The sequence below is a fragment of the Blastococcus goldschmidtiae genome (assembly GCF_031845325.1).
Classification (GTDB): domain Bacteria; phylum Actinomycetota; class Actinomycetes; order Mycobacteriales; family Geodermatophilaceae; genus Blastococcus; species Blastococcus goldschmidtiae.
Genome location: NZ_JAVREI010000002.1, coordinates 145,654 through 170,134 on the forward strand (window position 1 = coordinate 145,654; position 24,481 = coordinate 170,134).

The 24,481-nt window shown below is 73.5% G+C and carries 23 protein-coding genes and 1 riboswitch; of the genes, 11 read left to right on the forward strand and 12 right to left on the reverse strand.

Features of this window, described 5'->3' with window-relative positions; all coding sequences use genetic code 11:
- Nucleotides 1–12: 12 nt before the first annotated feature.
- On the forward strand, nt 13–525 hold the full coding sequence (locus RM425_RS05445) for a universal stress protein (protein ID WP_311344164.1): 513 nt from the start codon (nt 13–15) through the stop codon (nt 523–525).
- 4 nt (nt 526–529) lie between these two features.
- Here RM425_RS05445 and RM425_RS05450 read toward each other — a convergent pair whose 3' ends face one another.
- Nucleotides 530–1,180, reverse strand: a complete 651-nt coding sequence (locus tag RM425_RS05450) for a TetR/AcrR family transcriptional regulator (protein WP_311344165.1) — start codon at nt 1,178–1,180, stop codon at nt 530–532.
- 146 nt (nt 1,181–1,326) lie between these two features.
- On the opposite strand from RM425_RS05450, the gene RM425_RS05455 reads away from it, so the two are divergent.
- The 4 genes from RM425_RS05455 (at nt 1,327) to RM425_RS05470 (ending at nt 5,630) form a co-directional block, all read left to right on the forward strand.
- Nucleotides 1,327–2,808, forward strand: coding sequence for a flavin-containing monooxygenase (locus RM425_RS05455; protein ID WP_311344166.1), 1,482 nt, complete (start codon nt 1,327–1,329; stop codon nt 2,806–2,808).
- Complete coding sequence (locus RM425_RS05460; RefSeq protein ID WP_311344167.1) at nt 2,808–3,716, forward strand: SDR family NAD(P)-dependent oxidoreductase; 909 nt, start codon at nt 2,808–2,810, stop codon at nt 3,714–3,716. The genes RM425_RS05455 and RM425_RS05460 overlap by 1 nt, the downstream gene beginning before the upstream one ends.
- 4 nt (nt 3,717–3,720) lie before the next feature.
- Nucleotides 3,721–4,362: a class I SAM-dependent methyltransferase gene (locus RM425_RS05465; protein WP_311344168.1), complete on the forward strand. Its 642-nt coding sequence runs from the start codon at nt 3,721–3,723 to the stop codon at nt 4,360–4,362.
- A gap of 126 nt (nt 4,363–4,488) precedes the next feature.
- A riboswitch (cyclic di-AMP (ydaO/yuaA leader) is annotated at nt 4,489–4,642 on the forward strand.
- A 76-nt stretch (nt 4,643–4,718) separates the two neighbouring features.
- The gene (locus RM425_RS05470) at nt 4,719–5,630 is read left to right on the forward strand and encodes an aggregation-promoting factor C-terminal-like domain-containing protein (RefSeq protein WP_311344169.1); all 912 of its coding nucleotides are present in this window, start codon (nt 4,719–4,721) and stop codon (nt 5,628–5,630) included.
- 96 nt (nt 5,631–5,726) lie between these two features.
- Here RM425_RS05470 and RM425_RS05475 read toward each other — a convergent pair whose 3' ends face one another.
- On the reverse strand, nt 5,727–6,125 hold the full coding sequence (locus tag RM425_RS05475; RefSeq protein WP_311344170.1) for a glycoside hydrolase family 3 N-terminal domain-containing protein: 399 nt from the start codon (nt 6,123–6,125) through the stop codon (nt 5,727–5,729).
- The gene (locus RM425_RS05480) at nt 6,122–6,370 is read right to left on the reverse strand and encodes a hypothetical protein (RefSeq protein WP_311344171.1); all 249 of its coding nucleotides are present in this window, start codon (nt 6,368–6,370) and stop codon (nt 6,122–6,124) included. The genes RM425_RS05475 and RM425_RS05480 overlap by 4 nt, the downstream gene beginning before the upstream one ends.
- 17 nt (nt 6,371–6,387) lie before the next feature.
- On the opposite strand from RM425_RS05480, the gene RM425_RS05485 reads away from it, so the two are divergent.
- On the forward strand, nt 6,388–6,798 hold the full coding sequence (locus RM425_RS05485) for a hypothetical protein (RefSeq protein WP_311344172.1): 411 nt from the start codon (nt 6,388–6,390) through the stop codon (nt 6,796–6,798).
- Here RM425_RS05485 and RM425_RS05490 read toward each other — a convergent pair whose 3' ends face one another.
- From RM425_RS05490 to RM425_RS05515, 6 genes are all read right to left on the reverse strand, one after another.
- Nucleotides 6,799–7,527, reverse strand: a complete 729-nt coding sequence (locus RM425_RS05490) for a GAF and ANTAR domain-containing protein (RefSeq protein ID WP_311344173.1) — start codon at nt 7,525–7,527, stop codon at nt 6,799–6,801. It abuts the gene before it with no gap.
- Nucleotides 7,528–7,714: 187 nt separating this feature from the next.
- Complete coding sequence (locus RM425_RS05495; protein WP_311344174.1) at nt 7,715–8,662, reverse strand: sensor histidine kinase; 948 nt, start codon at nt 8,660–8,662, stop codon at nt 7,715–7,717.
- The gene (locus RM425_RS05500) at nt 8,659–9,516 is read right to left on the reverse strand and encodes an MEDS domain-containing protein (RefSeq protein WP_311344175.1); all 858 of its coding nucleotides are present in this window, start codon (nt 9,514–9,516) and stop codon (nt 8,659–8,661) included. Before RM425_RS05500 ends, RM425_RS05495 begins: the two co-directional genes overlap by 4 nt.
- Nucleotides 9,517–9,577: 61 nt before the next feature.
- Nucleotides 9,578–10,990: a Re/Si-specific NAD(P)(+) transhydrogenase subunit beta gene (pntB, locus tag RM425_RS05505; protein WP_311344176.1), complete on the reverse strand. Its 1,413-nt coding sequence runs from the start codon at nt 10,988–10,990 to the stop codon at nt 9,578–9,580.
- Nucleotides 10,987–12,588 (reverse strand): Re/Si-specific NAD(P)(+) transhydrogenase subunit alpha, encoded by a 1,602-nt coding sequence (locus RM425_RS05510; RefSeq protein ID WP_311344177.1) that lies wholly within the window; start codon nt 12,586–12,588, stop codon nt 10,987–10,989. The genes pntB and RM425_RS05510 overlap by 4 nt, the downstream gene beginning before the upstream one ends.
- 142 nt (nt 12,589–12,730) lie before the next feature.
- Nucleotides 12,731–14,383, reverse strand: a complete 1,653-nt coding sequence (locus RM425_RS05515; protein ID WP_311344178.1) for a leucine-rich repeat domain-containing protein — start codon at nt 14,381–14,383, stop codon at nt 12,731–12,733.
- A 122-nt stretch (nt 14,384–14,505) separates the two neighbouring features.
- Here RM425_RS05515 and RM425_RS05520 point away from each other — a divergent pair, with 122 nt between their 5' ends.
- Nucleotides 14,506–16,566 (forward strand): putative bifunctional diguanylate cyclase/phosphodiesterase, encoded by a 2,061-nt coding sequence (locus RM425_RS05520; protein ID WP_311344179.1) that lies wholly within the window; start codon nt 14,506–14,508, stop codon nt 16,564–16,566.
- Nucleotides 16,563–17,402: an HDOD domain-containing protein gene (locus tag RM425_RS05525; RefSeq protein ID WP_311344180.1), complete on the forward strand. Its 840-nt coding sequence runs from the start codon at nt 16,563–16,565 to the stop codon at nt 17,400–17,402. Before RM425_RS05520 ends, RM425_RS05525 begins: the two co-directional genes overlap by 4 nt.
- A gap of 120 nt (nt 17,403–17,522) precedes the next feature.
- Here the strand turns inward: RM425_RS05525 and RM425_RS05530 are convergent, their stop codons facing one another.
- Nucleotides 17,523–18,671: an acyl-CoA dehydrogenase family protein gene (locus RM425_RS05530; RefSeq protein ID WP_311344181.1), complete on the reverse strand. Its 1,149-nt coding sequence runs from the start codon at nt 18,669–18,671 to the stop codon at nt 17,523–17,525.
- A 7-nt stretch (nt 18,672–18,678) separates the two neighbouring features.
- Nucleotides 18,679–19,854 (reverse strand): acyl-CoA dehydrogenase family protein, encoded by a 1,176-nt coding sequence (locus RM425_RS05535; RefSeq protein ID WP_311344182.1) that lies wholly within the window; start codon nt 19,852–19,854, stop codon nt 18,679–18,681.
- A 127-nt stretch (nt 19,855–19,981) separates the two neighbouring features.
- Here RM425_RS05535 and RM425_RS05540 point away from each other — a divergent pair, with 127 nt between their 5' ends.
- Nucleotides 19,982–21,466: a mannitol dehydrogenase family protein gene (locus RM425_RS05540; RefSeq protein WP_311344183.1), complete on the forward strand. Its 1,485-nt coding sequence runs from the start codon at nt 19,982–19,984 to the stop codon at nt 21,464–21,466.
- On the opposite strand, the gene RM425_RS05545 is transcribed toward RM425_RS05540, so the two are convergent.
- Nucleotides 21,447–22,427, reverse strand: a complete 981-nt coding sequence (locus RM425_RS05545; RefSeq protein ID WP_311344184.1) for a sensor histidine kinase — start codon at nt 22,425–22,427, stop codon at nt 21,447–21,449. The two genes, RM425_RS05540 and RM425_RS05545, sit on opposite strands and share 20 nt — an antisense overlap.
- 184 nt (nt 22,428–22,611) lie before the next feature.
- Between RM425_RS05545 and RM425_RS05550 the strand changes: the two genes are divergently transcribed.
- On the forward strand, nt 22,612–24,036 hold the full coding sequence (locus RM425_RS05550) for an NADP-dependent succinic semialdehyde dehydrogenase (protein WP_311344185.1): 1,425 nt from the start codon (nt 22,612–22,614) through the stop codon (nt 24,034–24,036).
- A 70-nt stretch (nt 24,037–24,106) separates the two neighbouring features.
- Nucleotides 24,107–24,439 (forward strand): alpha/beta hydrolase fold domain-containing protein, encoded by a 333-nt coding sequence (locus RM425_RS05555; RefSeq protein ID WP_311344186.1) that lies wholly within the window; start codon nt 24,107–24,109, stop codon nt 24,437–24,439.
- Nucleotides 24,440–24,481: the final 42 nt, after the last annotated feature.

A 24,481-nucleotide genomic window follows, 5' to 3' on the forward strand; every position in this document is an offset into this window, starting at 1 on the left:
AGGAGGTCAGCGGTGAGCGAGGTCGCCAAGACGGTGGAGATCGAGGGCGGGATCGTCGTCGGGCACGACGGATCCAAGTGCGCGCAGGAGGCGCTGATCTGGGCCGGCAAGCTCGCGGCACGGGCTGATGTCGACCTCCACGTCGTGCGCGCCTGGTCGATGACCACGGCGCCGCAGCCGGCCAGCGGGACGGCGGGGTACGTCCCCCCGCTGCCCGAGTGGGAGCAGGCGGTCCACGACGAGCTGACCGCGCACGTCGGGATGGCCGGACTGGCTCCCGAGGTGCGGGTCACCTGCCACGTGGCGCACCGCCCGGCCGAGCAGGCGATGATGCAGGCCGCCGAGAACGCCAGCCTGGTGGTCATGGGGGCCCGGGGGCGGGGTGGCTTCACCGGCCTGCTGCTCGGCTCGGTCAGCGACAAGCTGGTGCACCACGCGCCGTGCCCGGTCACCGTCGTCCGCACCGGGGCCAGCGGCAAGGAGCTGGAGGCGGTCACCGGCGAGAACGCCGCGGTCGAGGCCTGAGGGGTCAGTGCGGCTCGTCGCCGTAGACGGCGGCGAGCCACACCCGCAGCAGCACCGGGACGACGTCGGCGTCGGCCACGGCCGGCCCGTCGCCGCTGAGCGATCCGTAGATGACGCGCTCGTTCATCGAGGTGAGCGCGATGGCCAGGTCGCGGGCCGCCGGCCCCGCCGGAGCCGCGCCGCGGGCGCGCTCGGCCTCGATCGCCGTCGCGCAGCGCTGCACCCAGCGCTCGAAGACCTCGCCCCAGAGCGTGCGCACGGCCTCGCTGGTCGAGCGCGCCTCCGCCCATGCGACGGTGAGGGCGCGGTGCCTGCGGAACGTCTCGTGGTACGCGGCCAGTGCCCGCTGCCAGGCTTCCCGCGGCCCCGCGGCCGGGGTGTCGAACACCGCGCCCATGGTCGCGTCGGCCTCGGCGGCCACCCGGTCGAGCAGGGTGAGCAGGACGGCGTCCTTCGACGGGAAGTAGAAGTAGAAGGTGGGCCGGGAGATGCCCGCGCCCCGCGCCAGGTCGTCGACCGAGATGGCGCCCAGGGTGCGCTCCTCGAGCAGCCGCTCGGCCGTGGCGAGGATCGCCAGCTCCCGGTCGTCCCCGCCGGCGCGCGGGGGACGACGGCCGCGCCCCGCCACCGGCGGTGGAGCGGCGCCGTCGGACATGCAGGAAGAGTACCGGCGAACGCGCCGTAGCTCGACACCCTGTTGACTCGTTCGACAGGGTGTCGATAGCGTCGGCGGTGCAGCGTTCCGCGGCACCGCCGAACCCTCAGAGCCGCCTCGGCCGGCCCGTTACCTGGAGTGTGGACATGAGTCCCGAGCACGTGGACGTCCTCGTCATCGGCGGCGGGCTGTCCGGCATCGGCGCCGCCTGCCACCTGCAGGTCGAGTGCCCGGACAAGAGCTACGCGGTGCTGGAGTCCCGCGGCGCCATCGGCGGCACGTGGGACCTGTTCCGCTACCCGGGCATCCGCTCCGACTCCGACATGTTCACCCTCGGCTACGCCTTCCGGCCCTGGACCGGCGCCAAGGCCATCGCCGACGGCGCGTCCATCCGGGGGTACATCCAGGACACCGCCCGCGAGTACGGCGTCGAGGAGAGGATCCGGTTCCACCACCAGGTGCTCTCGGCCGACTGGTCGAGCGCCGAGGCGCGGTGGACGGTCACCGCTCGCCGCACCGACACCGGCGAGACGGTGCAGCTCACCTGCTCGTGGCTGTCGGTGTGCTCCGGCTACTACCGCTACGACGAGGGCTTCCGCCCGGAGTTCGCCGGCGAGCAGCGGTTCACCGGGGAGATCGTCCACCCGCAGCACTGGCCCGAGGACTTCGACGCCACCGGCAAGCGGATCGTCGTCATCGGCAGCGGCGCCACGGCCGTGACCCTGGTGCCCAACCTGGCCGACGACGCCGCGCACGTGACGATGCTGCAGCGCACGCCGAGCTACATCATGTCGCTGCCCGGCACCGACCCGCTGGCCGAGCTCCTGCGCCGCAGGCTGCCGGCGAAGGTCGCCTATCCGATCGTGCGGTGGAAGAACGTGCTGACCACCACCGCGCTGTTCCAGGCCAGCCGGCGCTGGCCCGACGGCGTCCGGAAGCTGATCCGCCGGCTCACCGAGAAGCAGCTGCCCGCCGGCGTCGACGTCGACACGCACTTCAACCCGCCCTACGACCCGTGGGACCAGCGGCTGTGCCTCGTCCCGGACGGCGACCTGTTCCGCACCCTGCGCGAGGGCGCGGCCTCGATGGTCACCGGCCGCATCGCGACCTTCACCGAGACCGGCATCGAGCTGGAATCCGGCGAGCACCTCGACGCCGACGTGATCGTCAGCGCGACAGGCCTGAACCTGCTGGCCATGGGCGGGATGACGCTCAGCCTCGACGGCACGCCCGTCGACGTCTCCGAGACCGTCTCCTACAAGGGGATGATGCTCTCCGGCGTCCCGAACTTCTCGATGGTCATCGGCTACACGAACGCCTCGTGGACGCTCAAGGCCGACCTGATCAACCGCTACGTGTGCCGGCTGCTGCAGCACATGGACGCGCGCGGGCTCGCCGTCTCCACGCCGGTCGCGCCGCCCGAGGGCGCCGACCTGCCCTTCCTCGACCTGGCCGCCGGCTACGTGCAGCGCAGCCTGGCCCAGCTGCCCAAGCAGGGCAGCCGCACGCCGTGGAAGCTGCACCAGAACTACATCCGGGACGTCCGGATGATGCGCCGGGGTCCGCTCGAGGACGAGGGCATCACCTTCAGCGCCGCGCCGACCCGCGCCGAGCGGGTGGCCGCCTGATGCGCGCCTACGAGTTCGCCGGCGGCACCGCCGTCGTCACCGGCGCCGCCAGCGGCATCGGCGAGGCGCTCGCCGTCCAGCTCGCCGACCGGGGGAGCGCCCTGGTGCTGGTCGACCGGGACGGCGACCGGCTGACGGGTGTCGCCGACCGCATCCGCGAAGCTCATCCTCAGCTCGAGGTCGACACCTACGTCGTCGACCTCGCCGACGACGCGGCCACCGACGCCCTGGGGACCGCGCTGGAGACCGCCCACCCGGGGACGACGCTGCTGGTGAACAACGCCGGCGTCGCCCTGGGTGGCCGCTTCGACCAGGTCACCCTCGAGGAGTTCGACTGGGTGCTGGCGATCAACTTCCGTGCCGTGGTGCGGCTGACCGCGGCGCTGCTGCCCACGCTCAAGGCGCATCCCGGTGCGCACCTGGTCAACGTCTCCAGCATCTTCGGCATCTTCGCCCCGCCCGGCCAGGCCGCCTACGCCGCCAGCAAGTTCGCCGTGCGCGGCTTCAGCGAGTCGCTGCGGCACGAGCTCGCCGACGACGAGGTGGGCGTCACCGTGGTCCACCCGGGCGGCATCCGGACGCGGATCGCCGAGAGCGCGCGCCTGGGTTCCGGGGTGGATCCCGCCGAGGTGGCGGAGGGCCGTGCGCAGATGGCCCGGCTGCTGCGCATCCCACCGGAGAAGGCGGCAGCCCAGATCGTGGCCGCCATCGAGAAGCGCCGTCCCCGGCTGCTCATCGGCCTCAGCGCGCGGGTGCCCGACGCGCTCGTGCGGCTGCGGCCGGGCAGCTACTGGCGGCTGGTCGCCCGGGGCATCGCCGCCCGGGGCTCCTCCGGCCAGAGCTCCTCCGGCCAGAGCTCCTCCGGCCAGAGCTCCTCCGACATGGGCGGGACGGCCGCGCGAGACTGACCGGGTGACCGTGCCCGCCCAGTTCATCCGCGCCCACACCCGTCCGGTCCGGCCCTCGCTGGTGCCCGAGGTGCAGCTGCTGGTCGCCGCCGACGTCGTCGCGCTGTGGGAGGCGATGGCCGTCGAGCAGGGCCGGACCGCGCAGGAGCCGCCGTTCTGGGCTGCGGCCTGGCCCGGTGGGCAGGCGCTGGCCCGCTACGTGCTCGACCACCCGGAGCTCGTCGCGGGCCGGTCGGTGCTGGACCTGGGCGCCGGCAGCGGGCTGGTCGCCGTCGCGGCGGTCATGGCCGGCGCGACGCGGGTCGTGGCCAGCGAGATCGACCCCTTCGGGCTGGCCGCCATCCCGGAGAACGCGGCGCTCAACGGCGTGGCCGGGATCGAGCCGGTGGGCGATCTGCTGGGAGAGGGGCCGCCGTCGGTCGACGTCGTCCTGGCCGGTGACGTCTGCTACGACCGGATCATGACCGACCGGGTGCTGCCGTTCCTGGACGCCGTTCGGGCCACCGGCGCCGAGGTGCTGATCGGTGACCCCGGACGGCCGTACCTGCCGCACCACCGGCTGGTCGAGGCGGCCGTCCACGACGTCGTCGACACCGAAGGCGGGCCCGCGCGCGTCCGCCGGACGACGGTGTGGCGGCTGCCGTGAGCCCTCCCGGCCGCGCGGACGGGAGATGCGTCACGCCAAGAAATACGGTCACGGCGTTGTCACGAACCGATAACAGCCGTTACGTTGGCCCGGTCCGGCCGGCGGCTCCCTCACCCGAGGGTTCCGCGCCGGGCGCCGCCGAATCGTCCCGAGGGGCGAGCCGGGGACCCACCGAAGTACTGGGGTGAATCCCGGCCCCGGACCTCCAGTCCGGGGTGGGGTAGGGCTGCTTCCCGCCCGAACCCGTCAGCTAACCCGGTAGGCGGCTCACGGAAGAACTGGACAGCCGCAGGCTCTCGCCGCCCCTGGAGGGCGGCTGCTCTGCTGCGCCCTGACCCCCGGAGCAGAACCTCCTCATGAACCTCCGCACCACGGTGAACGCACGTCTCCGCAACCGCCCGCCCCTCGGTGCGCGCCGGTCCGCCGCCCTCGTCGGCGTGGCCACCGCCGGCGCCGTCATGGTCGGCGTCCTCTCGGCCGGTGAGCCCGAGGCGCAGGCCGTCGCGCAGACCGAGTCGATGAGCGTCGCCCAGCAGCTCGGCATCACGGCGGAGTCGGCGCCCGCCCTGGACACCGACGTCGTCGCACCGCTGGAGAAGCTGGCCGCCAGCCGGAGCGCGCGGGACGCCGAGCAGACAGCCGCTGCACTGAACCAGATGGCCGCCGAGCAGGCCGAGCACGACCGCCGCGCGGCCGAGGAGGCCGCCCGGCTCGCGGCCGAGGAGGCGGCCCGGGTGGAGGCTGCCCGCGCCGCGGAGGCAGCCCGGGCCGCGGAGGCAGCCCGGGCCGCGGAGGCAGCCCGGGCCGCGGAGGCAGCCCGCGCCGCGGAGGCAGCCCGGGCCGCGGAGGCAGCCCGCGCCGCGGAGGCAGCCCGGGCCGCGGAGGCAGCCCGCGCCGCCCGCGCGGCCGCCCCGGCGCCCCGCGCGGCCGCCCCGGCGCCCCGCGCGGCCGCGCGTCCGGCGGCACCCGCCGCGCCGTCGGGCTCCTACCAGAGCTACGCCCTGCAGAAGCTCGGCGGCAACAGCTCCCAGTTCTCCTGCCTGGAGAAGCTCTGGGGCAAGGAGAGCGGCTGGAACCCCAATGCGCAGAACCCGCGCAGCACCGCCTACGGGATCGCGCAGTTCCTGGACAGCACCTGGGCCGGCACCGGCATCGCGAAGACCTCCGACGGCTACCGCCAGATCGACGCCGGGCTGATCTACATCAACAACCGCTTCGGCTCGCCCTGCGGCGCCTGGTCGCACTCGCAGGCCAAGGGCTGGTACTGAGCTGAGCCCCCCCGGCCGGGATCGCGTGATCCCGGTACGTCGACGCCCCGGAGCCGCCGAGATCTCGTGATCTCGGCGGCTCCGTGCGTGCCGGGCTCAGCCGAGCAGCCCGGCCTCGGCCTTGGCGAGCAGCGCGGTGCGCACGGCGGAGTCGACGACCGCTGCGAACGCCGGGTCGGCCGCGTCCCGGGCCAGCACCGCCTCCAGCATGGCCGGGAAGGTGGCGGGGGCGACGGTCAGCACGAGGGTCCCGCCCGCGGCGAGGAAGCGCACCGCCCGCTCGCCGACCGGGACGTTCGTCACCGCGACCGCGCTGCCCAGGTCGTCGGAGATGACCGGGCCGGAGAAAGCCACCTCCCCGCGCAGCACGTCGCCGATGACCACCGGCGAGAAGGCCGCCCGGGAGGCCGGGTCGATCCGGCTGTAGGTCGCCGACGACGTCATCACCATCGGGTGCCCCTCGGTCCGGGACAGCGTCTCCGTGAACGCGGTCACCTGGTCGTCCCGGCCGTCGTGACGTCATCGACGACGTCCGCGGTGTCGTCGGTGTTCCCGCGCACCCGGCCCGGTCCCGGGAAGTGCTCGAGCGTGGAGGTGACCCCCGCCGCCGCCAGGCCGTCGACGACGGCCGTCGCGGCCGGGACGACCTCCGCACCGGGCCTGGGACGGCTCGGCCCGGGGGTGCCGGACCGTGCCGCCACCGCCGGGCGCGCCGGCCCCGCTCGCCCCGGGGCGCACACCGGCATAGCGTCCGGTCATGACCGAGGAACGACCAGGACCCGAACGGGGCATGCCACCGGGCGGCCTCGTGGGCCGGTCCGTCGAGGAGTTCGTGCAGCAGCTCCGGGGCTTCACCGACCGGGCCCGGACCGTCGCCGGGTCCATGCCCACCAAGCTGTCCATCCCCGCGCTGCCGAGCCCGCCGGGGGCCATGTCGGCCGCCCAGCTGCGGGCGGTCGCGGACATGGTCGCCGCACAGCGGGCCGGGATCGCCGGCATGCGCGCCCAGCTGGATGCCTTCGACCAGCAGCTCGCGGTCTTCGAGCGGATCCTCGAGCCGCTGGTCGAGTGGAGCGGCACCTGGGCCCGGCTCGAGGAAGCGGTGGGCGACCTGGTGCGGCGGGACGGCGGGAGCCCCGAGGAGCCGGGGCCGGACCCGGACCGCTGATCAGTCGGCGAGCAGTTCCCCGGTGGCCACGAAACGCGCGGCGACGTCGCGCACCTTGGTGTTGGTCTCCATCGACACGCGCGTCAGGGCCTGGAACGCCGCCTCCGGGGTGAGCTTGAACCGCTCCATCAGGATCCCCTTGGCCTGGTCGATGACGCCGCGGGTGTCCAGCGCCGCCTCCAGGTGCTCGGCCCGCTGGACCGCCGCCGCGTAGAGGTAGGCGTTCGACACCGGCACGACGGCGTAGGCGGCGAACCGGCTCAGCAGGTCCCAGGTCCGCTGATCGGCGGCGGTGAGCTTCCGGGCGTAGACGTTCAGCGCTCCGGACACCTGCTCGTGCACGGGCAGCGGGACGGACAGCATGCTGTCGCAGCCCGCCTCCGCCGCGATCGCGGCGAAGTCGGGCCACTGGCGGTCCTGCCGCGTGTCGGCGATCTCCGACGGGCGCCCGGTGGCGGCGGCGCTCAGGCAGGGCCCGGAGCCGAGGCGGTACTGCTCGTGGTCCAGGTCGAGGGCGAGTTCTCCGCTGGCCGCCACGGTGGTCGGCTGGGCGCCGCGCAGGACGGTCACGGATGCGATCGGCGCCTCGGGAAGGACCCGGGCCGTCAGCTCGGTGACGGTCCGGACGACGGATTCGAGGGAGTGCTCGGCGAGAGAGATGCGGCCCAGGTCGGCCAGGGCCGACTGGACGGCGACGGCGTCCGGCGCGCCGGCGTCGGGGGTGTTCACGTGCCTCCGTGCGGGTCGACCGGGCCAGCGGCCCGGTCGGTCTCGGCGGGACTCCCTGGGCGGGCTCGTCCACTGGAGGGATTCCTCCGGGCGCCGGCTGTCTGACGCGCGACCAATATACCCGGCGGCCGCCGGGCGGGGCCTTCGCCGGACGCACGTGCCGCCCCGGGGAGGCGCCCGCGGGGCCTCAGCGCCAGGTCGTGATGCGCACCGTCGTCCCGCGTGGACACGAGCGCAGCTGTACCAGGTCGCAGAGCTCGTTGACCAGGTGGAGGCCCCGCCCGCTCACCTGCTCCGGCGGCGGGACCCGCCGCCCGACGAGCGGGTCGCTGATGTGCCCCCCGTCGCTGAACTCCACGATCGCGGCCTCGTCGGTGCGCCACATCGCGACCGTGCCGCTGCCCCCGCCGTGGCGGACGGAGTTGGCGACCAGCTCCGAGGCGGCGAGCTCGAGGGCCTGCGCCTGCTCGGCGGACAGGCCGCAGGAGCGGGCGAACGTCACCACGGTGCGCCTGGTCGCGCGGGCGTCGCCGGCGCCGTAGATGCCGCGCAGGACGCCCTCGCTCGGCTGGTGCAGCGGTGTGGCGAAGGTGGCCGCCGCGGATTCGCGGGAGAAGGCGGTGCTGGGCCGGCGGTGCTCGTGGGTGGAGACGAGCGGGTGGGACTGCAGCGCGCCGGTGCGGACGGCGCGGGGCAGGTGGGTCTGGTCGTAGGGGCACAGCAGGCGCCAGGCGGGTCCGTCGTCGAAGGCGGTGTTGAGCAGCAGCTCGTGCAGCCGGCACTCGGCGTACTCCGCGTCCCGGCGGCCGGGCCAGGCCGGTTCACCGACGCCGCGCAGGCCGCGCCCGGCAGCGGTGGTCTCGTCCAGCACCGTCCGCCAGGCGCCGATGATGCGGGCCGGGTTCCCGCCCAACGCGGCCATGTCCAGCCAGCGCACCGGGGCGGCGGCGCCCACGGCGTCGCGCAGCAGCTCCAGGCGCCCCGGTGGCTCGGCGACGACCACCTGCTCGCCCCGGGTCAGCCCGTCCCGGACGAACGGCAGCACACCGGCGAGGAAGGTCTCGTCGTCGCGGTAGAACAGCGCCTCGTGCTCGAAGCCGGCCGGCGCGGTCGCGAACGCAGCCGGCGGCGTCATCCGCGCGGGTCGGTGAAGGTGACCGGTGCGACGTCGTGGAGACCGAGGATGTGCCACACCCGCTGCAGCAGGGGAGAGGCGCCGCGGACCTCGAGCGGGACGCAGCGGGCCTGCAGCTCGCCCGCCCAGCCGGCCAGCGCCCGGCACCCGGCGACGTCGATGAACTCGAGACCGCTCAGGTCGAGCAGGGCGGTGTTCCCCGCCGGCGTCCCGGCCAGCAGCGTGGCGAGCCGATCGGCGCTGAAGGTGTCGACGCTGCCGGTCAGCACGAGGCGGTCGTCGTCGAAGAACAGCCGGAAGGGACTCAGCTGGTCGGGTCCGTGCCGCAGGGGGTGGACGGCGAGCACGGCGCCGAGCGTGGCCGGCGGGAGGTCGCCGCGGTAGGCGCACATCGCCGACATCCCCGAACCGGAGGCGATGAACTCGTCGGCGGCGTGCTCCCAGCGCACCAGCTCCTCGATCAGGCCCGGGTCGGCCGCGAGCTCGGTCACCTCGGCGACCACGCGCAGGCCCCGGTAGCCGTCGTCGAGCGCCCTCCGGGTGGCCGCGTCGTAGAAGGCGCGCTGCGGGTCGGCGCCCAGGGCGCCGGCGGCGGCGGAGACCTCGGCAACCGTCATCGTCTCCAGCGCACCGCCGGCGAGCAGGGCGGCGACGTCGCCGAGGGAGCCCGACGGGTCCTCCAGCGCGGCGATGGCCCGGTCCCCGACGCACAGCAGCCGCTCACCGCGGACGAGCCCTCCGGCGAGGAACGCCCGGACGGCGTCACCGAACGGCTCGTCGTCGTCGTGGACCCAGCAGAGGTGGTCGGCGGAGTGCGCGGCCGGAGGTTCGGTCACCGATCCGTGTGCGCGCATGTACCGACCGTATGCCTCCGGGGGCCCGAGCAACAGGGGTGGTGACCCACGCCTCCGTCGCTCAGAGCGCCCGGAGGATGTCCTCCACGCGTTCGCGGGCGTCCCCGAACAGCATCCGGCTGTTGTCCCGGAAGAACAGCGGGTTCTGCACGCCGGCGTAGCCGGTGTTCATCGACCGCTTGAACACCACGACGCGCTCGGCCTCCCACACCCGGAGCACCGGCATGCCGGCGATCGGGCTGGCGGGGTCTTCGGCGGCGGACGGGTTCACCGTGTCGTTCGCGCCGATGACCAGGACGACCGAGGTGGCGGCCAGGTCGTCGTTGATCTCGTCCATCTCCAGGACGACGTCGTAGGGGACCTTCGCCTCGGCGAGCAGCACGTTCATGTGCCCCGGCAGCCGCCCGGCCACCGGGTGGATGCCGAAGCGCACGTCGACGCCGCGCTCGGTGAGCTTGCGGGTCAGCTCGGCCACCGCGCTCTGGGCCTGCGCCACGGCCATGCCGTAGCCCGGCGTGATGACCACCGACGTGGCGTCGCGCAGCAGTTCCGCGGTGTCCTCGGCGGAGATCTCGACGTGCTCGCCGTAGTCGACGTCGGAGGCGGCCGCGCTGCCCTCGTTGCCGAAACCGCCGGCGATGACCGAGATGAACGAGCGGTTCATGGCCTTGCACATGATGTAGGACAGGTACGCACCGGAGGCGCCCACCAGGGCACCGGTGATGATCAGCAGGTCGTTGCCGAGCAGGAAGCCGGCCGCGGCCGCGGCCCAGCCCGAGTAGCTGTTGAGCATCGAGACGACGACCGGCATGTCGCCGCCGCCGATCGAGGCCACCAGGTGCCAGCCCAGGGCCAGCGCGATCACGGTGAGCACGGCCAGCACCGGCAGGTTCGGCTCCACCACGAACACGACGGTCAGCGCCACGAAGGCGGCGAGAGCGCCCAGGTTCAGCCAGTTCTTGCCCGGCAGCACGAGGGGGTTGCTCTTGATGCGGGCCGAGAGCTTGAGGAACGCCACGATCGAGCCGGTGAAGGTGACCGCGCCGATGAAGACGCCGATCGCCACCTCGCCGGAGTGGATGCCCAGCAGGTCGGAGGACACCTCGGTCTGGTTGTCCGGATCGGCCTCGACCGTGAGGTAACCGTTCCAGCCGACCAGCACGGCGGCGAGGCCGACGAAGCTGTGCAGCAGGGCGATCAGCTCGGGCATGCCGGTCATCTCGACCTTGGCCGCCCGCCACAGGCCGATCGCGGCCCCGATGACGACGGCCACGACGAGCAGGACGGTCCCCGTGCCGGAGATGCCGTGGTCGAAGGCGAGCCCGATGGTGGCGACCAGCGCGATGACCATGCCGGCCATCCCGTAGGCGTTGCCGGCCTTGGCCGTCTCGTGCTTCGAGAGCCCGGCCAGGCTGAGGATGAACAGCAGCGCGGCGACGATGTAGGCCGCGGAGGCGGCGCCGGTGGCGGTCATCGGGCGGCCGGGAGGGTCGGGCGAGCGGTAGCGCTCGGGCCGCGCGAGAACATGCTCAGCATGCGGCGGGTGACGGCGAAGCCGCCGAAGACGTTGATGCTCGCGACGAGGATCGCCACGAACGCCAGCGCGGTCACCAGGGCGTCGTCGTGCCCGATCTGCAGCAGGGCGCCGACGACGATGATCCCGGAGATGGCGTTGGTGACGCTCATCAGCGGCGTGTGCAGCGCGTGGTGCACACCGCTGATGACGTAGAAGCCGACCACCACGGCGAGCGCGAACACGGTGAAGTGCTGGACGAGCTCGTTCGGGGAGAATGCGGTGAGCAGGAACAACGCGGCGGCGGCAGCGCCCACGAGGGCGAACCGCCGACCCGGGGCAGGGGTCTTCTCCGGCACCGCGGGAGCGGCCGCCGTCGCCCCGGCGGGCGGACCCGGCGGGGCCGGTGGCGCGGCGGAGACCTGGACCGGCGGTGGTGGCCACGTCTTCTCACCGGCGTGGACGACGGTGATCGCGCGCTGCACGACGTCGTCCATGTCCAGGACCAGCGAGCCGTCCTTGCCGGGGGTGAGCAGCTTGAGCAGGTTGACCAGGTTGGTGCCGTAGAGCTGCGAGGCCTGCGCCGGCAGCCGGGCCGGGAGGTCGGTGTACCCGATGATCGACACCCCGTTCGGCGTCAGGACGATCTCGTCGGGCACCGAGCCCGCGACGTTGCCGCCCTGGGCCGCTGCCATGTCCACGATCACCGAGCCCGACCGCATGGAGGCGACCATCTCCTCGGTGATCAGCCGCGGCGCGGGCCGGCCCGGGATGAGCGCGGTGGTGATGATGATGTCGACGTCGGTCGCCTGCTCGGCGTACATCTCGGCGGCCCGGCGGTTGAAGTCCTCGCCCATCTCGCGGGCGTAGCCGTCGGCACTGACCTCCTGCTCGCCGGCCGGCACGGCGACGTACTCGCCGCCGAGGGAGCGCACCTGCTCGGCGACCTCGGGCCGCACGTCGGTGGCGCGGACGATCGCGCCCAGGCTGCTCGCGGCGCCGATGGCGGCCAGGCCGGCCACGCCGGCGCCGGCCACGAGCACCTTGGCCGGCGGCACCTTGCCCGCGGCGGTGACCTGGCCGGTGAAGAAGCGGCCGAACACGTGGGCGGCCTCGACCACGGCCCGGTAACCGGCGATGTTGGCCATCGAGCTGAGCACGTCGAGGGACTGCGCGCGGGAGATGCGCGGAACGGCGTCCATGGCCAGCACGGTGATCGGGCGGGCGGCGAGCGCGTCGACGAGCTCGGGGTTGAACGCCGGGCTGATCAGGCCGACCAGCGTCGCGCCGTCCCGCACCCGGCCGATCTCCTCGACCGACGGGGCGTTCACCCGCAGCACGACGTCGGCCTGCCAGGCGTCGTCGGCGGTGCCGATCCGCGCGCCTGCGGCGGCGTAGGCCTGATCCGGGAAGCTGCTGCCCGCACCAGCTCCGGACTCGACGACGACGTCGTAGCCGAGACCCACCAACTGGGTCACCGTCGTCGGCGTCGCGGCCACCCGCGTCTCGCGGGGGCGGGTCTCGCGCGGCACTCCGATGTGCAACGTGGCTCCGATCATCGCCGTCGGGCTCGCAGCCGGCCGGCAGGTGGTTGGGGTCGAACGCGTTCTCGGTGATCCGGGAGGATCATGCCTGGGTAACGACGCAGCGCCAGCGCGGGGCCCGCGGATGTGACGACTGCCACGTCCCCGCGGGTGAACGTCAGGCCAGTCCGTTCACCGACACTCCGGCGGCGCGCAGCTGCTCGATCCCGGTCAGCAGCGTGCCGTCGGTCTCGTCCAGACCGAGGTTGACGAGCGTGTCCACCGCCAGCAGCGGGGTGAGGTCGGTGAGCGGGTTGGCGCCCAGCTGGAGCTCCTGGAGCAGCGGGGCCCGCGTCAGCCCGCCCACGTCGGGGATGCGGTTGCCGAACAGATCCAGGATCAGCAGGGTCGGCACGGTCCCGAGCGGCGAGGGGTCGACGACCGCGTTCTGGCCGAGGCGGACGGTGTCCAGCGCCGGCAGCCCCGCGAGCGGGGACACGTCGGTGATCCGGTTGCCGGACAGGTCCAGCGTCCGCAGCCCGTCCTTGCCGGCGAGCGCGGAGATGTCGGTGACCTGCCCGCCGCTCAGACCGAGCGTGGACAGCGTGGACGTCCCGGCCAGCGGCGACAGGTCGCGCACCGGGTTCTGCGAGAGCCCCAGGTCGCTCAGCGGGAGGCCGGCCAGCGGGCCGATGTCGCTGACCTGGTTGCCGGTGAGCGTGAGCGTGCCCAGCCGGGCCAGCGCGGCCAGCGGGGAGATGTCGCTGACCTGGTTCCGGCTCAGCGTGAGGATGCGCAACTGGGGCAGCGAGGCGAGGGGGGAGATGTCGGTGAGCCCGTTACCGGAGAGGTCGAGCTCGCCCAGGTTGGGCAACCGCTGGATCCCCTCCAACGAGCGCACCGGGCCCAGTGCCGAAGTCTCCGGCGTGCAGGTGAGGTCCCTGATCGCACTGAGGTCGCGGTCGGACACGCCGTCGGTGGCACCGGGCAGGCCGGCGGCCGCGGCCACGCAGGCGGCCAGGGCGTCGTCGACGATGACCCGGGCGGGCTCTGTGCCGGTGCCGAACCACGACCAGGCCCAGAGGCCGGCACCGGCGACCAGGGCGAGCACTGCGGCGACCGCCGTCCAGCGCACCGCACCGGCCGCGGAGCGCGCGGGACCGACATCCCGCTGGGGGCGGGGGAGCGGCACGGTGCGCCGGCTCGCCGCCTCGACGGCCAGGAAGAGGCCGGCCAGCAGCACCAGCACCGCGAGGCCGGCCCGCGGTCGGTCGACCGTGATCACCGACGACGTCGATGCCGCGACCGACCGGGCCAGCAGCACGGCGGCGACGGACGCGGACAGCAGGACCCCGACCACGGCGGACAGCACGCCGAGGACCCGGTCGGCGGTGCGCAGGGCCAGGCCCGCGAGCACCAGGGCCAGCCCGCCGGCGGCCCATCCCAGGGGTGCCGTGGTGGCGGCGGCCTCGTAGGCGATCACGCGGGGCGGGGTGGCCGGGTCGACCAGGGCGAGCACGTCCCGGCCGGCGTTGCCGATCAGGCCGAGAAGGACGAGGGCTGCGCCGAGCGCCGTCACCGTGGGCCACAGCCGTCCGGCGGGGACACGCCAGGCGGCCCGCACCAGGAGCGGGGCGGCGCACAGCGCGGCGGCGAGCACCACGGGGGACGACGACTCGCCGGGCGACCGGACGGCCAGGGCGACCGCCGCGCCGGCCAGGGCCAGGAGCGCGCAGGTCAGATCCAGGATGCGGGGGATGGCGGCACCTCCTGGCGAGCAGGCTAGTTCCGCACTGCCCGGATCCCGGGAACGCCACCCTGCCCGCTCCATCCCCCCATCGGGGGACCGGTTCCGGTTGGGCTGCAAGAGGCCCCGTCAGGCGGCCGAAGTAAGCGGTGGCGCGCCCGGTCGGGCGCCGGACCACGAGCGACGAGGGGAGGACCGTGACCGCCGTGACCGCGTCCGACGACCACGTGCCGCCGGAGATCGTCTCCTCCATCTTCTACAGCGCCGCGGTCAGCGACTCCCTGGCGCTGCTGGTGGCCGAGACCTCCGGTCGGACGCAGCGCTTCACCTGGGCCAACGAGGGCGCGGTGCAGTTGCTGGGGTACGGCCCGGCGGACCTGTGCGCGATGCCGGTCGAGCAGCTCTTCCCCACCCTCGGAGGCGGCGAGCTCAAGCTGCTGCTGCGCCGCGAGCGGTCGGCCCGGCGCACGCTGCAGGTGCGCACCGCCAGCGGAGCGCTCCTGGACGCCGGGATCCTCACGACGCCGTCCCCGGGAGGCCGCCGCTGGACGGTGATGCTGCGGGCCACCGCCAACGAGCAGGAGCGGGCCCTCCGCGCAACGGCAGACGCGCACGAGCGCCGCTTCTCCGCCCTGACCGAACGGTCGCCGGTACCCACGCTGCTGTCGGAGCAGGGCATGCGGCTGGCGCACGTCAACGACGCGTTCTGCAGCCTGGTGGGCCGCGGCGCCGAGGAGATGCTCGGCACCGGCTGGATCAGCACCCTCCACGCCGACGACCTCGACGCCGTCATCGAGCAGGTGTCCGCCGCCCTGGGCGGCGGCGAGGTCGAGGTGCAGGCCCGCCTGATCCGCGACGACGGCACGGTGCGGACGACGGTCATCCGATTCGCCCACCTCTTCACCCCCGGCGTGGGGGCCGGCTTCGTCGCCACGATCGAGGACATCACCGACCGGCTGGCCTTCGAGGCGCGGCTCGCCCACCAGGCCAACCACGACCCGCTGACCGAGCTGCCCAACCGCACGCTGCTGGCCCAGTACGTGGCCGAGCGCTTCCGCCCGGGCGCCGGGGGCCTGGCCTGCCTCTTCCTGGACCTGGACAACTTCAAGGTCGTCAACGACTCCCTGGGCCACACCTCCGGCGACGAGCTGCTGATCGAGGTGGCCGACCGCCTCCGGGCGACGGTGCGGCCCGGTGACCTGGTCGCCCGCTTCGGCGGCGACGAGTTCGTCGTGGTGTGCGAGCACGTGGGGGAGGACGACGCCGTCGCGCTCGCCGAGCGCATCATCGCCGCCCTCGCCCGGCCGATGCGCCTGGGAGGGGTCGACGTGCGACCGCACGCCAGCGTCGGCGTGACCGTCCAGACCGCCGAGCACGTGGCCCCGGAGGAGCTCATCCGGGACTGCGACATCGCGATGTACCAGGCCAAGTCCGGTGGCAAGGGGCGCATCACGGTGCTCGACCAGCAGGCTCGCGCGGAGGCGAGGAACAAGCTGCGGCTGGTCACCGAGCTGCGCGACGCCATCGACAGCCGCGACATCACGCTGCTGTACCAGCCGATCTTCAGCACGGCGTCCCGCACGCCCGTCGCCGTCGAGGCGCTGGCGAGGTGGGACCACCCGGAGCGCGGCCCGATCAGCCCCGCCGTCTTCGTGCCGCTGGCCGAGGAGAGCGGCCTGATCGGCGGGCTGGGACTGCTCGTGCTCGACGAGACCTGCCGCCAGCTCGCCGAGTGGGACCGGCTGACCGGCGTCGCCGCCCCGCCGCGCGCGAACGTCAACGTCTCGGCCCTGCAGCTGGACGGCAACCTGCCCGACCAGGTCGCGGCGGCCCTGCAGCGCCACCAGCTGCACCCCTCGCGCATCTCCATCGAGATCACCGAGTCGGCGCTCATGAAGGACCCCGCGTCGGCCCAGCGGGTCCTGCAGCAGCTACGCGACCTCGGAGTGGAGCTGGCGATCGACGACTTCGGCACCGGCTACTCCTCGCTGGCCTACCTCCGGCACCTGCCCGTGGACTGCCTCAAGGTCGACCGCTCCTTCGTGGCCGAGCTCAGCGCCGGCCACGGGGAGATCGCCTCCGCGGTCATCGCCCTGGCCCGCAGCCTGAACCTCTGCACCGTGGCCGAGGGCGTCGAGACCGCCGAGCAGGCCGACGAGCTCGGCCGCCTGGGCGCCACCTACCTCCAGGGCTTCACCCTCGCCGAGCCCATGACCGGGGGGCACGCCGCCGCCTGGTTCGCCATCCACGGGGAGACCGCCCAGTGACCGTCACACCGTTCCCCGATCTCTCGCCGGTCGCCGCACCGTCGTTCGACGTCGAGAAGATCCTGGCCAGCATCGACACGATGGCCGCGCAGAGGCCGGTCGCCGCCCAGCTGGTCTCGGTGGCCAACTCCGAGGACACCAGCGCCAAGGAGCTCTCCCGGATCCTCGCCTCGGACGTCGCGCTGGCCAGCCGGGTCATGAAGCTGGCCAACTCCGCCTACTTCGGGATGCGTGGCCGGGTGACCTCGCTGCAGTTCGCGGTGACCGTCGTCGGCTTCACCACGGTGCGGACGATGGCGACCGTGGCGCTCACCGACCTCGACGACGAGTCACGGTTGCCCGAGGACTTCTGGGACTTCACCACGCACCTGGCGCTGGCGGCGGCCACGCTGGCGCCGCGGTTCGGGCAGCGCCCCCAGGACGCGCTGTGCCTCGGGCTGCTGGCCCAGCTGGGCGCGGCGCTGCTGTTCCACAACGACAGCGAGGGCTACGCCGAGATCGCGGCCACCGAGCCGACCTTCGCGGGCCGCCGCGCCGCCGAGACGCGGCGGTACGGGATCAACAGCCTTCGCCTGACCGCGGTGGCGCTGGAGCAGTGGGGTTTCCCCGACCCGATGACCGTGCCGCTCAAGCACGTCGACGACTACCGGGCGGCCGACGGCGCGCTGCTGCGCAGCTGCTTCGAGCTCGCGGCGCGGCTGACCACCGAGGACTACGAGACGGTGCCGATCGTGCGCGTCAGCTGCGGACAGCTGCGCGAGGAGGACGTGGTGCCGGTGCTCGACGTCGTCCGCGCCGACGCCGAGGAGCTGCGCCGCGCCATGCTCGGCGACTGAGAAGGACCCCGTTCCCCCACCGCTCGCGAGCTCGTGGCAGGGGCCTGAACGGGGCCACACCGCGGCGGAGCCCCGCCCCCCGGAAGGGGAGCGGGGCTCCGTCGTGCGTGCGGGTGCCCGTCAGGCGTACGGAGCGCCCAGCGGGTCGACCGTCGGGTAGCTGCCGACCTTCGCCGCCAGCCGGTCGGCGGCGAAGTCGCCGTCGCCCAGCAGGTGGTCGATCGCGGTGAGCCGGCTGGTGTAGTGGCCGACCTTGTACTCGGCGGTCACGCCGATGCCACCGTGCAGCTGGATGGCGTCCTTGCCGATGTGCCGGCCGGTGCGGCTGGTCAGCAGCCGGGCCCGGTCGGCGGCGGTGACCACGTCACCGTCGGAGAGCTGCACCACCGAGGCCCACAGCGCGATGCTGCGGGCCAGCTCGAGGGAGACGTACATGTCCGCGGCGCGGAAGTTGAGCGCCTGGAACTTGTTGAGGGTCACCCCGAACTGCTTGCGGGTCTTGAGGTACTCGACGGTGGTGCGCAGCGCGGTGTCCATGGCGCCCACGGCCTCGTGGCTGTAGGCGATCCGGGCCACGGCCTGCGCGCGCTCGATGGCGTCGGTCTGGTCGCCACCGGTGCCCAGCTGGGTGGCTGGTGTGCCCTCGAAGCGGACGTTGGCCGACCGGGTGCCGTCGTGGTTGCGGTACCCGGTCCGGCTCAGGCCGGTCGCGTCGCCCTGGACGACGAACAGCCCGGTGCCGCCGCCCGGCAGCGCGGCCGAGACGACGAGGACGTCGGCGCGGGCACCGTGCGGCACCGGCTCCTTGACCCCGCTCAGCGTCCACGCGTCGCCGGCCTGGGTGGCGGTGACCGCGGAGGCGGTCGGCGTCCACCGGGCACCGATCTCGGCGTGCGCGAAGGTCGGCAGCGACGAGCCGCCGGCGATCGCCTCGAGGAGCTCGCCCTTCTGGGCGTCGGAGCCGACGCTGGAGATCAGGCCGCCGGCCAGGACCACCGCCTCGATGAACGGTTCGGGTGCCAGGACCCGCCCGATCTCCTCGGCGACGATCGCGACCTCGACCGGGCCGGCGCCCATGCCGCCGTGCTCCTCGGCGAAGGGCAGACCCAGCAGGCCCATCTCGGCCAGCTGCGTCCAGACCTTCTCGTCGAAGCCCGGGTCGGTCTTGGTGACCTTGCGGCGCACCTCGCTGTCGCCGTAGGCGCGCGCCAGCAGCGCCGCCACGGCCTCGCGCAGGTCGTTCTGCTCGCTGTCGTAGGTGAAGTCCATGGTTATCTCACAACCCCAGGATCGTGCCGCTGATGATGACGCGCTGCACCTCGTTGGAGCCTCCGTAGATGGAGACCTTCCGGTAGTTGAGGTACTCGGGGGCCGCGACCCGTGCCCAGTCGGGCACGTCGGAGCCCTCCTCGGCGAACGAGGCCACCGACAGCGGGCCGGCGATGTCGACGATCAGCTCGGTCACCTCCTGCTGCAGCACCGAGCCCTTGAGCTTGAGCACCGAGGACGCCGGGTGCGGCTTGCCGTCGGCGGAGTTGGCGACCACGCGCAGCGCGGTCAGCTCCAGGGCGACGAGCTCGTTCTCGATCTCGGCGATCCGCGACGCGTAGCGCGGGTCCTCCAGGAGCGGGCGGCCGTTGTAGTGGGTCTCGCGGGCCAGCTCCTTGGCCAGGGCGAGCATGCCCTTGATGCCACCGACGCGGGCGATGCCCACGCGCTCGTTGCCGAGCAGGAACTTGGCCTGGTCCCAGCCCTTGTTCACCTCGCCGATGAGGTTCTCCGAGGGGACGCGGACGTCCTCGAAGAAGACCTCGTTGACCTCGAAGCCGCCGTCGAGCAGCTCGATCGGGCGCAGGGTCACGCCGGGGGTGTCCATCGGGAAGACCAGCATCGAGATGCCGCGCTGCTTCTTCTCCGCCGTCGGGTCCGTGCGGGCCAGGCAGAAGATCCAGTCGGCGTGCTGACCCATGGTCGTCCAGGTCTTCTGACCGTTGACGACCCACTCGTCGCCGTCCTGGACGGCGGTCGTGCGCAGCGAGGCCAGGTCGGAGCCGGCGTCGGGCTCGGAGAAGCCCTGGCACCACCAGATGTCCAGGTTGGCCGTCTTGGCCAGGAAGCGGTCCTTCTGCTCCTCGTTGCCGAACTGAGCCAGCACCGGGCCGATCATGGACGTGTTGAAGGCCAGCGGCTCGGGCACCTTGGCCAGCTGCATCTCCTCGCGCCAGATGTGGCGCTGCAGCGGCGTCCAGTCCCGGCCGCCGTACTGGACCGGCCAGTGCGGCACGGCCAGGTTGGCGGCGTTGAGGATCTGCTGGGTGGTGACGAAGTCCTGCTTCGTCGGGTGACGGCGGGCCGCCACCTTGTCGCGGATCTCCTGCGGCACCTGGGTGGTGAAGAAGGTCCGCATCTCCTCCCGGAAGGCCTGGAGCTCCGGGGACAGCTGCAGCTGCATCGGTCCTCATTCCTGACCGCAGGCGCGCTGCGGTCTCGACGTGTAGGTGCGACGATCCCACATCCCCGAACGGCATTCGGTTCGCCCCTCCCGTTAGCCCGGGGCGCTGTGGGGCAAGGTCGCCAGGGTGCCCCCGTTGTCCTCCCGCACCCTGCCCCTGCTGAGCGCGTCGGTCGCGACGCCCGGCTACGACCGGGGGCTGGTCCGCGCCGGCATCGTGCACCTGGGCGTCGGCGGTTTCCACCGCTCCCACCAGGCGATGTACCTCGACCGGCTCATGCAGCAGGGGCGCGCCCTGGACTGGGGCATCTGCGGCGTCGGGGTGCTGCCGGGCGACCGGCGCATGGCCGAGGTGATGGCGGCGCAGGACTGCCTCTACACGCTCGTGGTGACCCATCCCGACGGCTTCCTCGACGCCCGGGTCGTCGGGTCGGTCGTCGAGTACCTGCTGGCGCCGGACGACCCCGACGCCGTCGTCGAGCGGATGACCGACCCGGCGATCCGCATCGTCTCGCTGACCGTCACCGAGGGCGGCTACAACGTCGACGCCGTCACGGGTGCCTTCGACGGCACCGACAGCGGCGTGCTGGCCGACCTGGTCCCCGGCGCCGCGCTCCGGACCAGCTTCGGCCTGGTCGTCGAGGCGCTGGTGCGCCGGCGGGACCGGGGCATCGCGCCGTTCACCGTCATGAGCTGCGACAACATCCCCGGCAACGGCGACGTCGCCCGGCGGAGCTTCGCCGCGTTCGCCGCGCTGCGGGAGCCGGCGCTGGGGGAGTGGGTCGAGCGGGAGGTGCCCTTCCCGAACTCGATGGTCGACCGGATCACCCCGGCGACGACCGCCGTCCACCGCACCGAACTGGCCCGGCGGTTCGGTGTCGAGGACGGCTGGCCGGTGGTGTGCGAGCCGTGGACGCAGTGGGTCCTGGAGGACCGGTTCGGCAGCGGCCGTCCGCCGCTGGAGGACGTCGGCGTCCAGCTGGTCGACGACGTCGAGCCCTACGAGCTGATGAAGCTGCGACTGCTCAACGGCAGCCACCAGGCGATGGGATACCTGGGCACGCTGGCCGGCTACACGTTCATGCACGACGTCTGCCAGGACCCGCTGTTCCGCCGGTTCCTGCACGGCTACATGGACCAGGAGGCGACCCCGACGCTCGGGCCCGTCCCCGGCATCGACCTGGAGTCCTACAAGGCCGACCTCATCGGCCGGTTCGCCAACCCCAACGTGCGTGACACGCTGGCCCGGCTCTGCGCGGAGAGCTCCGACCGCATCCCCAAGTTCCTGCTGCCGGTGCTGCGCGCGAACCTGGCCTCCGGAGGCGACATCCGCTGCTCGGTGGCCGTCCTGGCCGGCTGGGCCCGGTACGCCGAGGGCACCGGTGAGGACGGCCGGCCGCTCGACGTCGTCGATCCGCTGCGCGAACGGCTCGTGGCCGCCGCGCGCAGGCAGGCCCGGGATCCGCTGGCCTTCGTCGCCGACCGCGAGCTGTTCGGGGACCTGGTCGACGACGAGCGCTTCGCCGGGACCTACGTCGCGACGCTGGACCTGGTGCGCAGCCGGGGGACCCGGGCAGCCCTCGAGGAGGTCCTCAGCGCAGGCGGACGGTGAGCCGCACCCGGACGCCGGTCCCGTCCGGCCCGCCGGAGATGTCGACGTGGTCGCACAGCTGGCGCGCCAGCCACAGGCCCATGCCGCCGCGGGACAGGTCGTCGCCGTGGGCGGGACCGTAGCCGGCGAAGGGGTCGTCCCAGCCCGGGCCGCCGTCGCCGATGGTGCAGACGATCCGGTCCTCGGCGGTCCACAGCCGCAGGCTCACCGGCGGCAGCCCGTGGCGCACGGCGTTGGAAACCATCTCGTCCACCGCCAGCCCGAAGTCCGCGGCCAGGTCGTCGTCCCCGCCGGCGGTGGTCAGCTCCCGGGCGACGGCGTGCCGGAGACCCACGAAGTCGGCGACGTCCGGAGCGTCCAGGCGCGGCGGCGTGCCCTCGAGCGGCTCGTCCGGGACGGGGAGGCCCCGCAGGTAGTCGGCCGGATCGACGAAGCGCGGGTTGGCCGCGCGGCCGTCGGGGTCCACCAGCGCGGAGTGCGTGGCGAGGGCGGTCTCCAGCAGTCGGGGAGCCAGCCGCTGGGTGTCGAACAGGCACAGCCCCCACACCGGGCAGTCCGCCATGGCCTCGTTGACGACCGACTCGTAGCGCTGCCACTCGAGCCAGTCCCGCTCGGTGGCACCGAAGTCGACCTCGCCCACCACCCGGACCCGGGGAACGCCCTCGCCGGTGTACTCGTCGGCGAGGCGGCGGAACGTGGTGATCGCCGTCGGGGTGCGGGTGCGGTAGGCCTCGTTCCGCTCCAGCACGTGCAGCAGCGGATGGTCGCCGACGGCCTCGCGCAGCACCCGGGCGGCGTGGGGACTGGTGGTGAGCACGACGGGGTCACCGGCGGCCAGGCCGTCGCGGAGGAAGGGGGCGGCGACCCGGGCCAGCTGCTCGTCGTCGTCGTAGAAGAGGCCGTCATGCCGGAAGTCGCGGTCCGAGGACAAACCGCACGCGGCAGGACCCAGCACACTCACGGATGGAACCCCCGCAGATCAGGGCCACCGGCGCCCTGTTGCACCGGTGTCCCGTAGGCGGGGTACCCGGCGGGCGGGGAGTCATGCATCCGGGCGCCGTGCATCGGGCGGGCGCCGGTGGAGCGGCCGTTTCGCCGGCGGTGACCCGGGCAGGTCAGCACTGCTGACGACGGAGGGATCCACCATGGCCATCGCCACCATCAACCCGACCACCGGGGAGACGCTCAGGACGTTCGAGCCGCTCTCCGACACCGCGCTCGAGGACAAGCTCGCGCGGGCCGCCACGGCTGCGGCGAGCTACCGGCGGACGACGCCCGGGGAGCGGGCCGGCTGGCTCCGTGCGGCCGCCGACGTGCTGGATGCCGACACCGACCGGGTCGCCGAGCTGATGACGACCGAGATGGGCAAGACGCTCGCGTCGGCGAAGGCCGAGGTGGGCAAGTGCGCGGCGGCGCTGCGCTGGTACGCCGAACGCGGACCGGCGCTGCTGGAACCGCAGCCCTGCGACGCCGCCGCCGTGGGTGCGACCCGGGCCTACGTCGTCCACCAGCCGATCGGCGTCGTCCTGGCCGTCATGCCGTGGAACTTTCCGCTCTGGCAGGCGATGCGCTTCGCCGCGCCGGCGCTGATGGCCGGCAACGTCGGCCTGCTCAAGCACGCCAGCAACGTGCCGCAGACCGCGCTGTACATGGAGGAGCTCTTCCGCACGGCCGGCTTCCCCGACGACGTGTTCCAGACGCTGCTCATCGGGTCGGCGACCATCGAGCGGGTGCTGCGCGACGACCGCGTGGCCGGCGCGACGCTCACCGGCAGCGCCCCGGCCGGGCAGTCGGTGGCGGCCATCGCCGGCGACGCGCTCAAGCCCACCGTGCTCGAGCTCGGTGGCAGCGACCCGTTCATCGTCATGCCCTCGGCGCACCTCGACCGGGCCGCGGAGGTCGCGGTCACCTCGCGGAACCAGAACAACGGGCAGAGCTGCATCGCCGCGAAGCGGTTCTTCGTGCACCGGGACGTCGCCGAGGAGTTCACCCGGCTGTTCGCCGCGAAGATCGCCGGCCTCACCGTCGGCGACCCGATGGACGACGCGACGCAGGTCGGCCCGCTGGCCACCGAATCGGGCCTGGAGGACGTCGAGAAGTACGTGCAGGACGCAGTCGCCAAGGGCGCGACCGTGCTCGCCGGTGCCAAGCGGGTTGACCGGCCCGGCTGGTTCTACGAGCCGACGCTGCTCAGCGGCATCACGCCCGAGATGGACCTCTACGCCGAGGAGGTGTTCGGCCCGGTCGCCGCGCTGTTCACGGTGGACTCCCTCGACGAGGCCATCGAGATCGCGAACGGCCACCCCTACGGCCTGGGCAGCAACCTGTGGAGCGAGGACGAGGACGAGCGCGCGCAGTTCGTCCGCGACATCGCGTCGGGGATGGCGTTCATCAACGGCATGACCACGAGCTATCCGGAGCTGCCCTTCGGCGGGGTGAAGCAGAGCGGCTACGGCCGCGAGCTCACCGAGCTGGGGATGCGGGAGTTCATGAACGCCAAGACCGTCTGGGTGGGGCCGCCCAGCAGCGAGCAGGCCGAGGGGAACACCGCGGGGGCCGCCGCGGAGTGAGCCGGACGGTCCGCGGGCCGGCTGGTGCGCCGTCGATCGGGCGTGTACCTGCCAGGTCGGGGGTGAGGTCGTGGGCGACCGGCCGTCGAGCCCAGGCGGGCCGGTCCGACGATCTCTCCCGGAGGAGCACCCGTGGCCCCGCATCGACCTCCTCGGCTGGACGACCGACCGGCTGGCGCAGATGCCGCCGACGCTGGTCATCACCGACGAGCGCGACGTGCTCCGCAGCCAGGGCGAGCAGTTCGCGCGCGATCTCGAGGCGGCGGGCGCCGAGACGACGCACCGCCACTACCCCGGCGTCATGCACGATTTTTCGGCGCGGGGGCCGTGCTGGACGAGGCGGAGCAGGCCCAGCACGAGGCCGCGACGCACGTCACCCGCGTGTTCGGCGCCGCGCGCGTGAGCGGCGGGTCCGTGTGACGGCGGCGCTGCGGCTCGCCGTCGA

Bases quoted from the DNA above. Each gene is read 5' to 3' on its own strand.
- RM425_RS05500 (WP_311344175.1), bottom strand. From the start codon at position 9,516: ATGCGCGCACACGGATCGGTGACCGAACCTCCGGCCGCGCACTCCGCC.
- RM425_RS05460 (WP_311344167.1), top strand. From the start codon at position 2,808: ATGCGCGCCTACGAGTTCGCCGGCGGCACCGCCGTCGTCACCGGCGCC.
- RM425_RS05485 (WP_311344172.1), top strand. From the start codon at position 6,388: ATGACCGAGGAACGACCAGGACCCGAACGGGGCATGCCACCGGGCGGC.
- RM425_RS05535 (WP_311344182.1), bottom strand. From the start codon at position 19,854: ATGCAGCTGCAGCTGTCCCCGGAGCTCCAGGCCTTCCGGGAGGAGATG.
- RM425_RS05550 (WP_311344185.1), top strand. From the start codon at position 22,612: ATGGCCATCGCCACCATCAACCCGACCACCGGGGAGACGCTCAGGACG.
- RM425_RS05515 (WP_311344178.1), bottom strand. From the start codon at position 14,383: ATGGAGCGGGCAGGGTGGCGTTCCCGGGATCCGGGCAGTGCGGAACTA.
- RM425_RS05530 (WP_311344181.1), bottom strand. From the start codon at position 18,671: ATGGACTTCACCTACGACAGCGAGCAGAACGACCTGCGCGAGGCCGTG.
- RM425_RS05450 (WP_311344165.1), bottom strand. From the start codon at position 1,180: ATGTCCGACGGCGCCGCTCCACCGCCGGTGGCGGGGCGCGGCCGTCGT.
- RM425_RS05495 (WP_311344174.1), bottom strand. From the start codon at position 8,662: ATGACGCCGCCGGCTGCGTTCGCGACCGCGCCGGCCGGCTTCGAGCAC.
- RM425_RS05470 (WP_311344169.1), top strand. From the start codon at position 4,719: ATGAACCTCCGCACCACGGTGAACGCACGTCTCCGCAACCGCCCGCCC.
- RM425_RS05455 (WP_311344166.1), top strand. From the start codon at position 1,327: ATGAGTCCCGAGCACGTGGACGTCCTCGTCATCGGCGGCGGGCTGTCC.
- RM425_RS05510 (WP_311344177.1), bottom strand. From the start codon at position 12,588: ATGATCGGAGCCACGTTGCACATCGGAGTGCCGCGCGAGACCCGCCCC.
- pntB (WP_311344176.1), bottom strand. From the start codon at position 10,990: ATGACCGCCACCGGCGCCGCCTCCGCGGCCTACATCGTCGCCGCGCTG.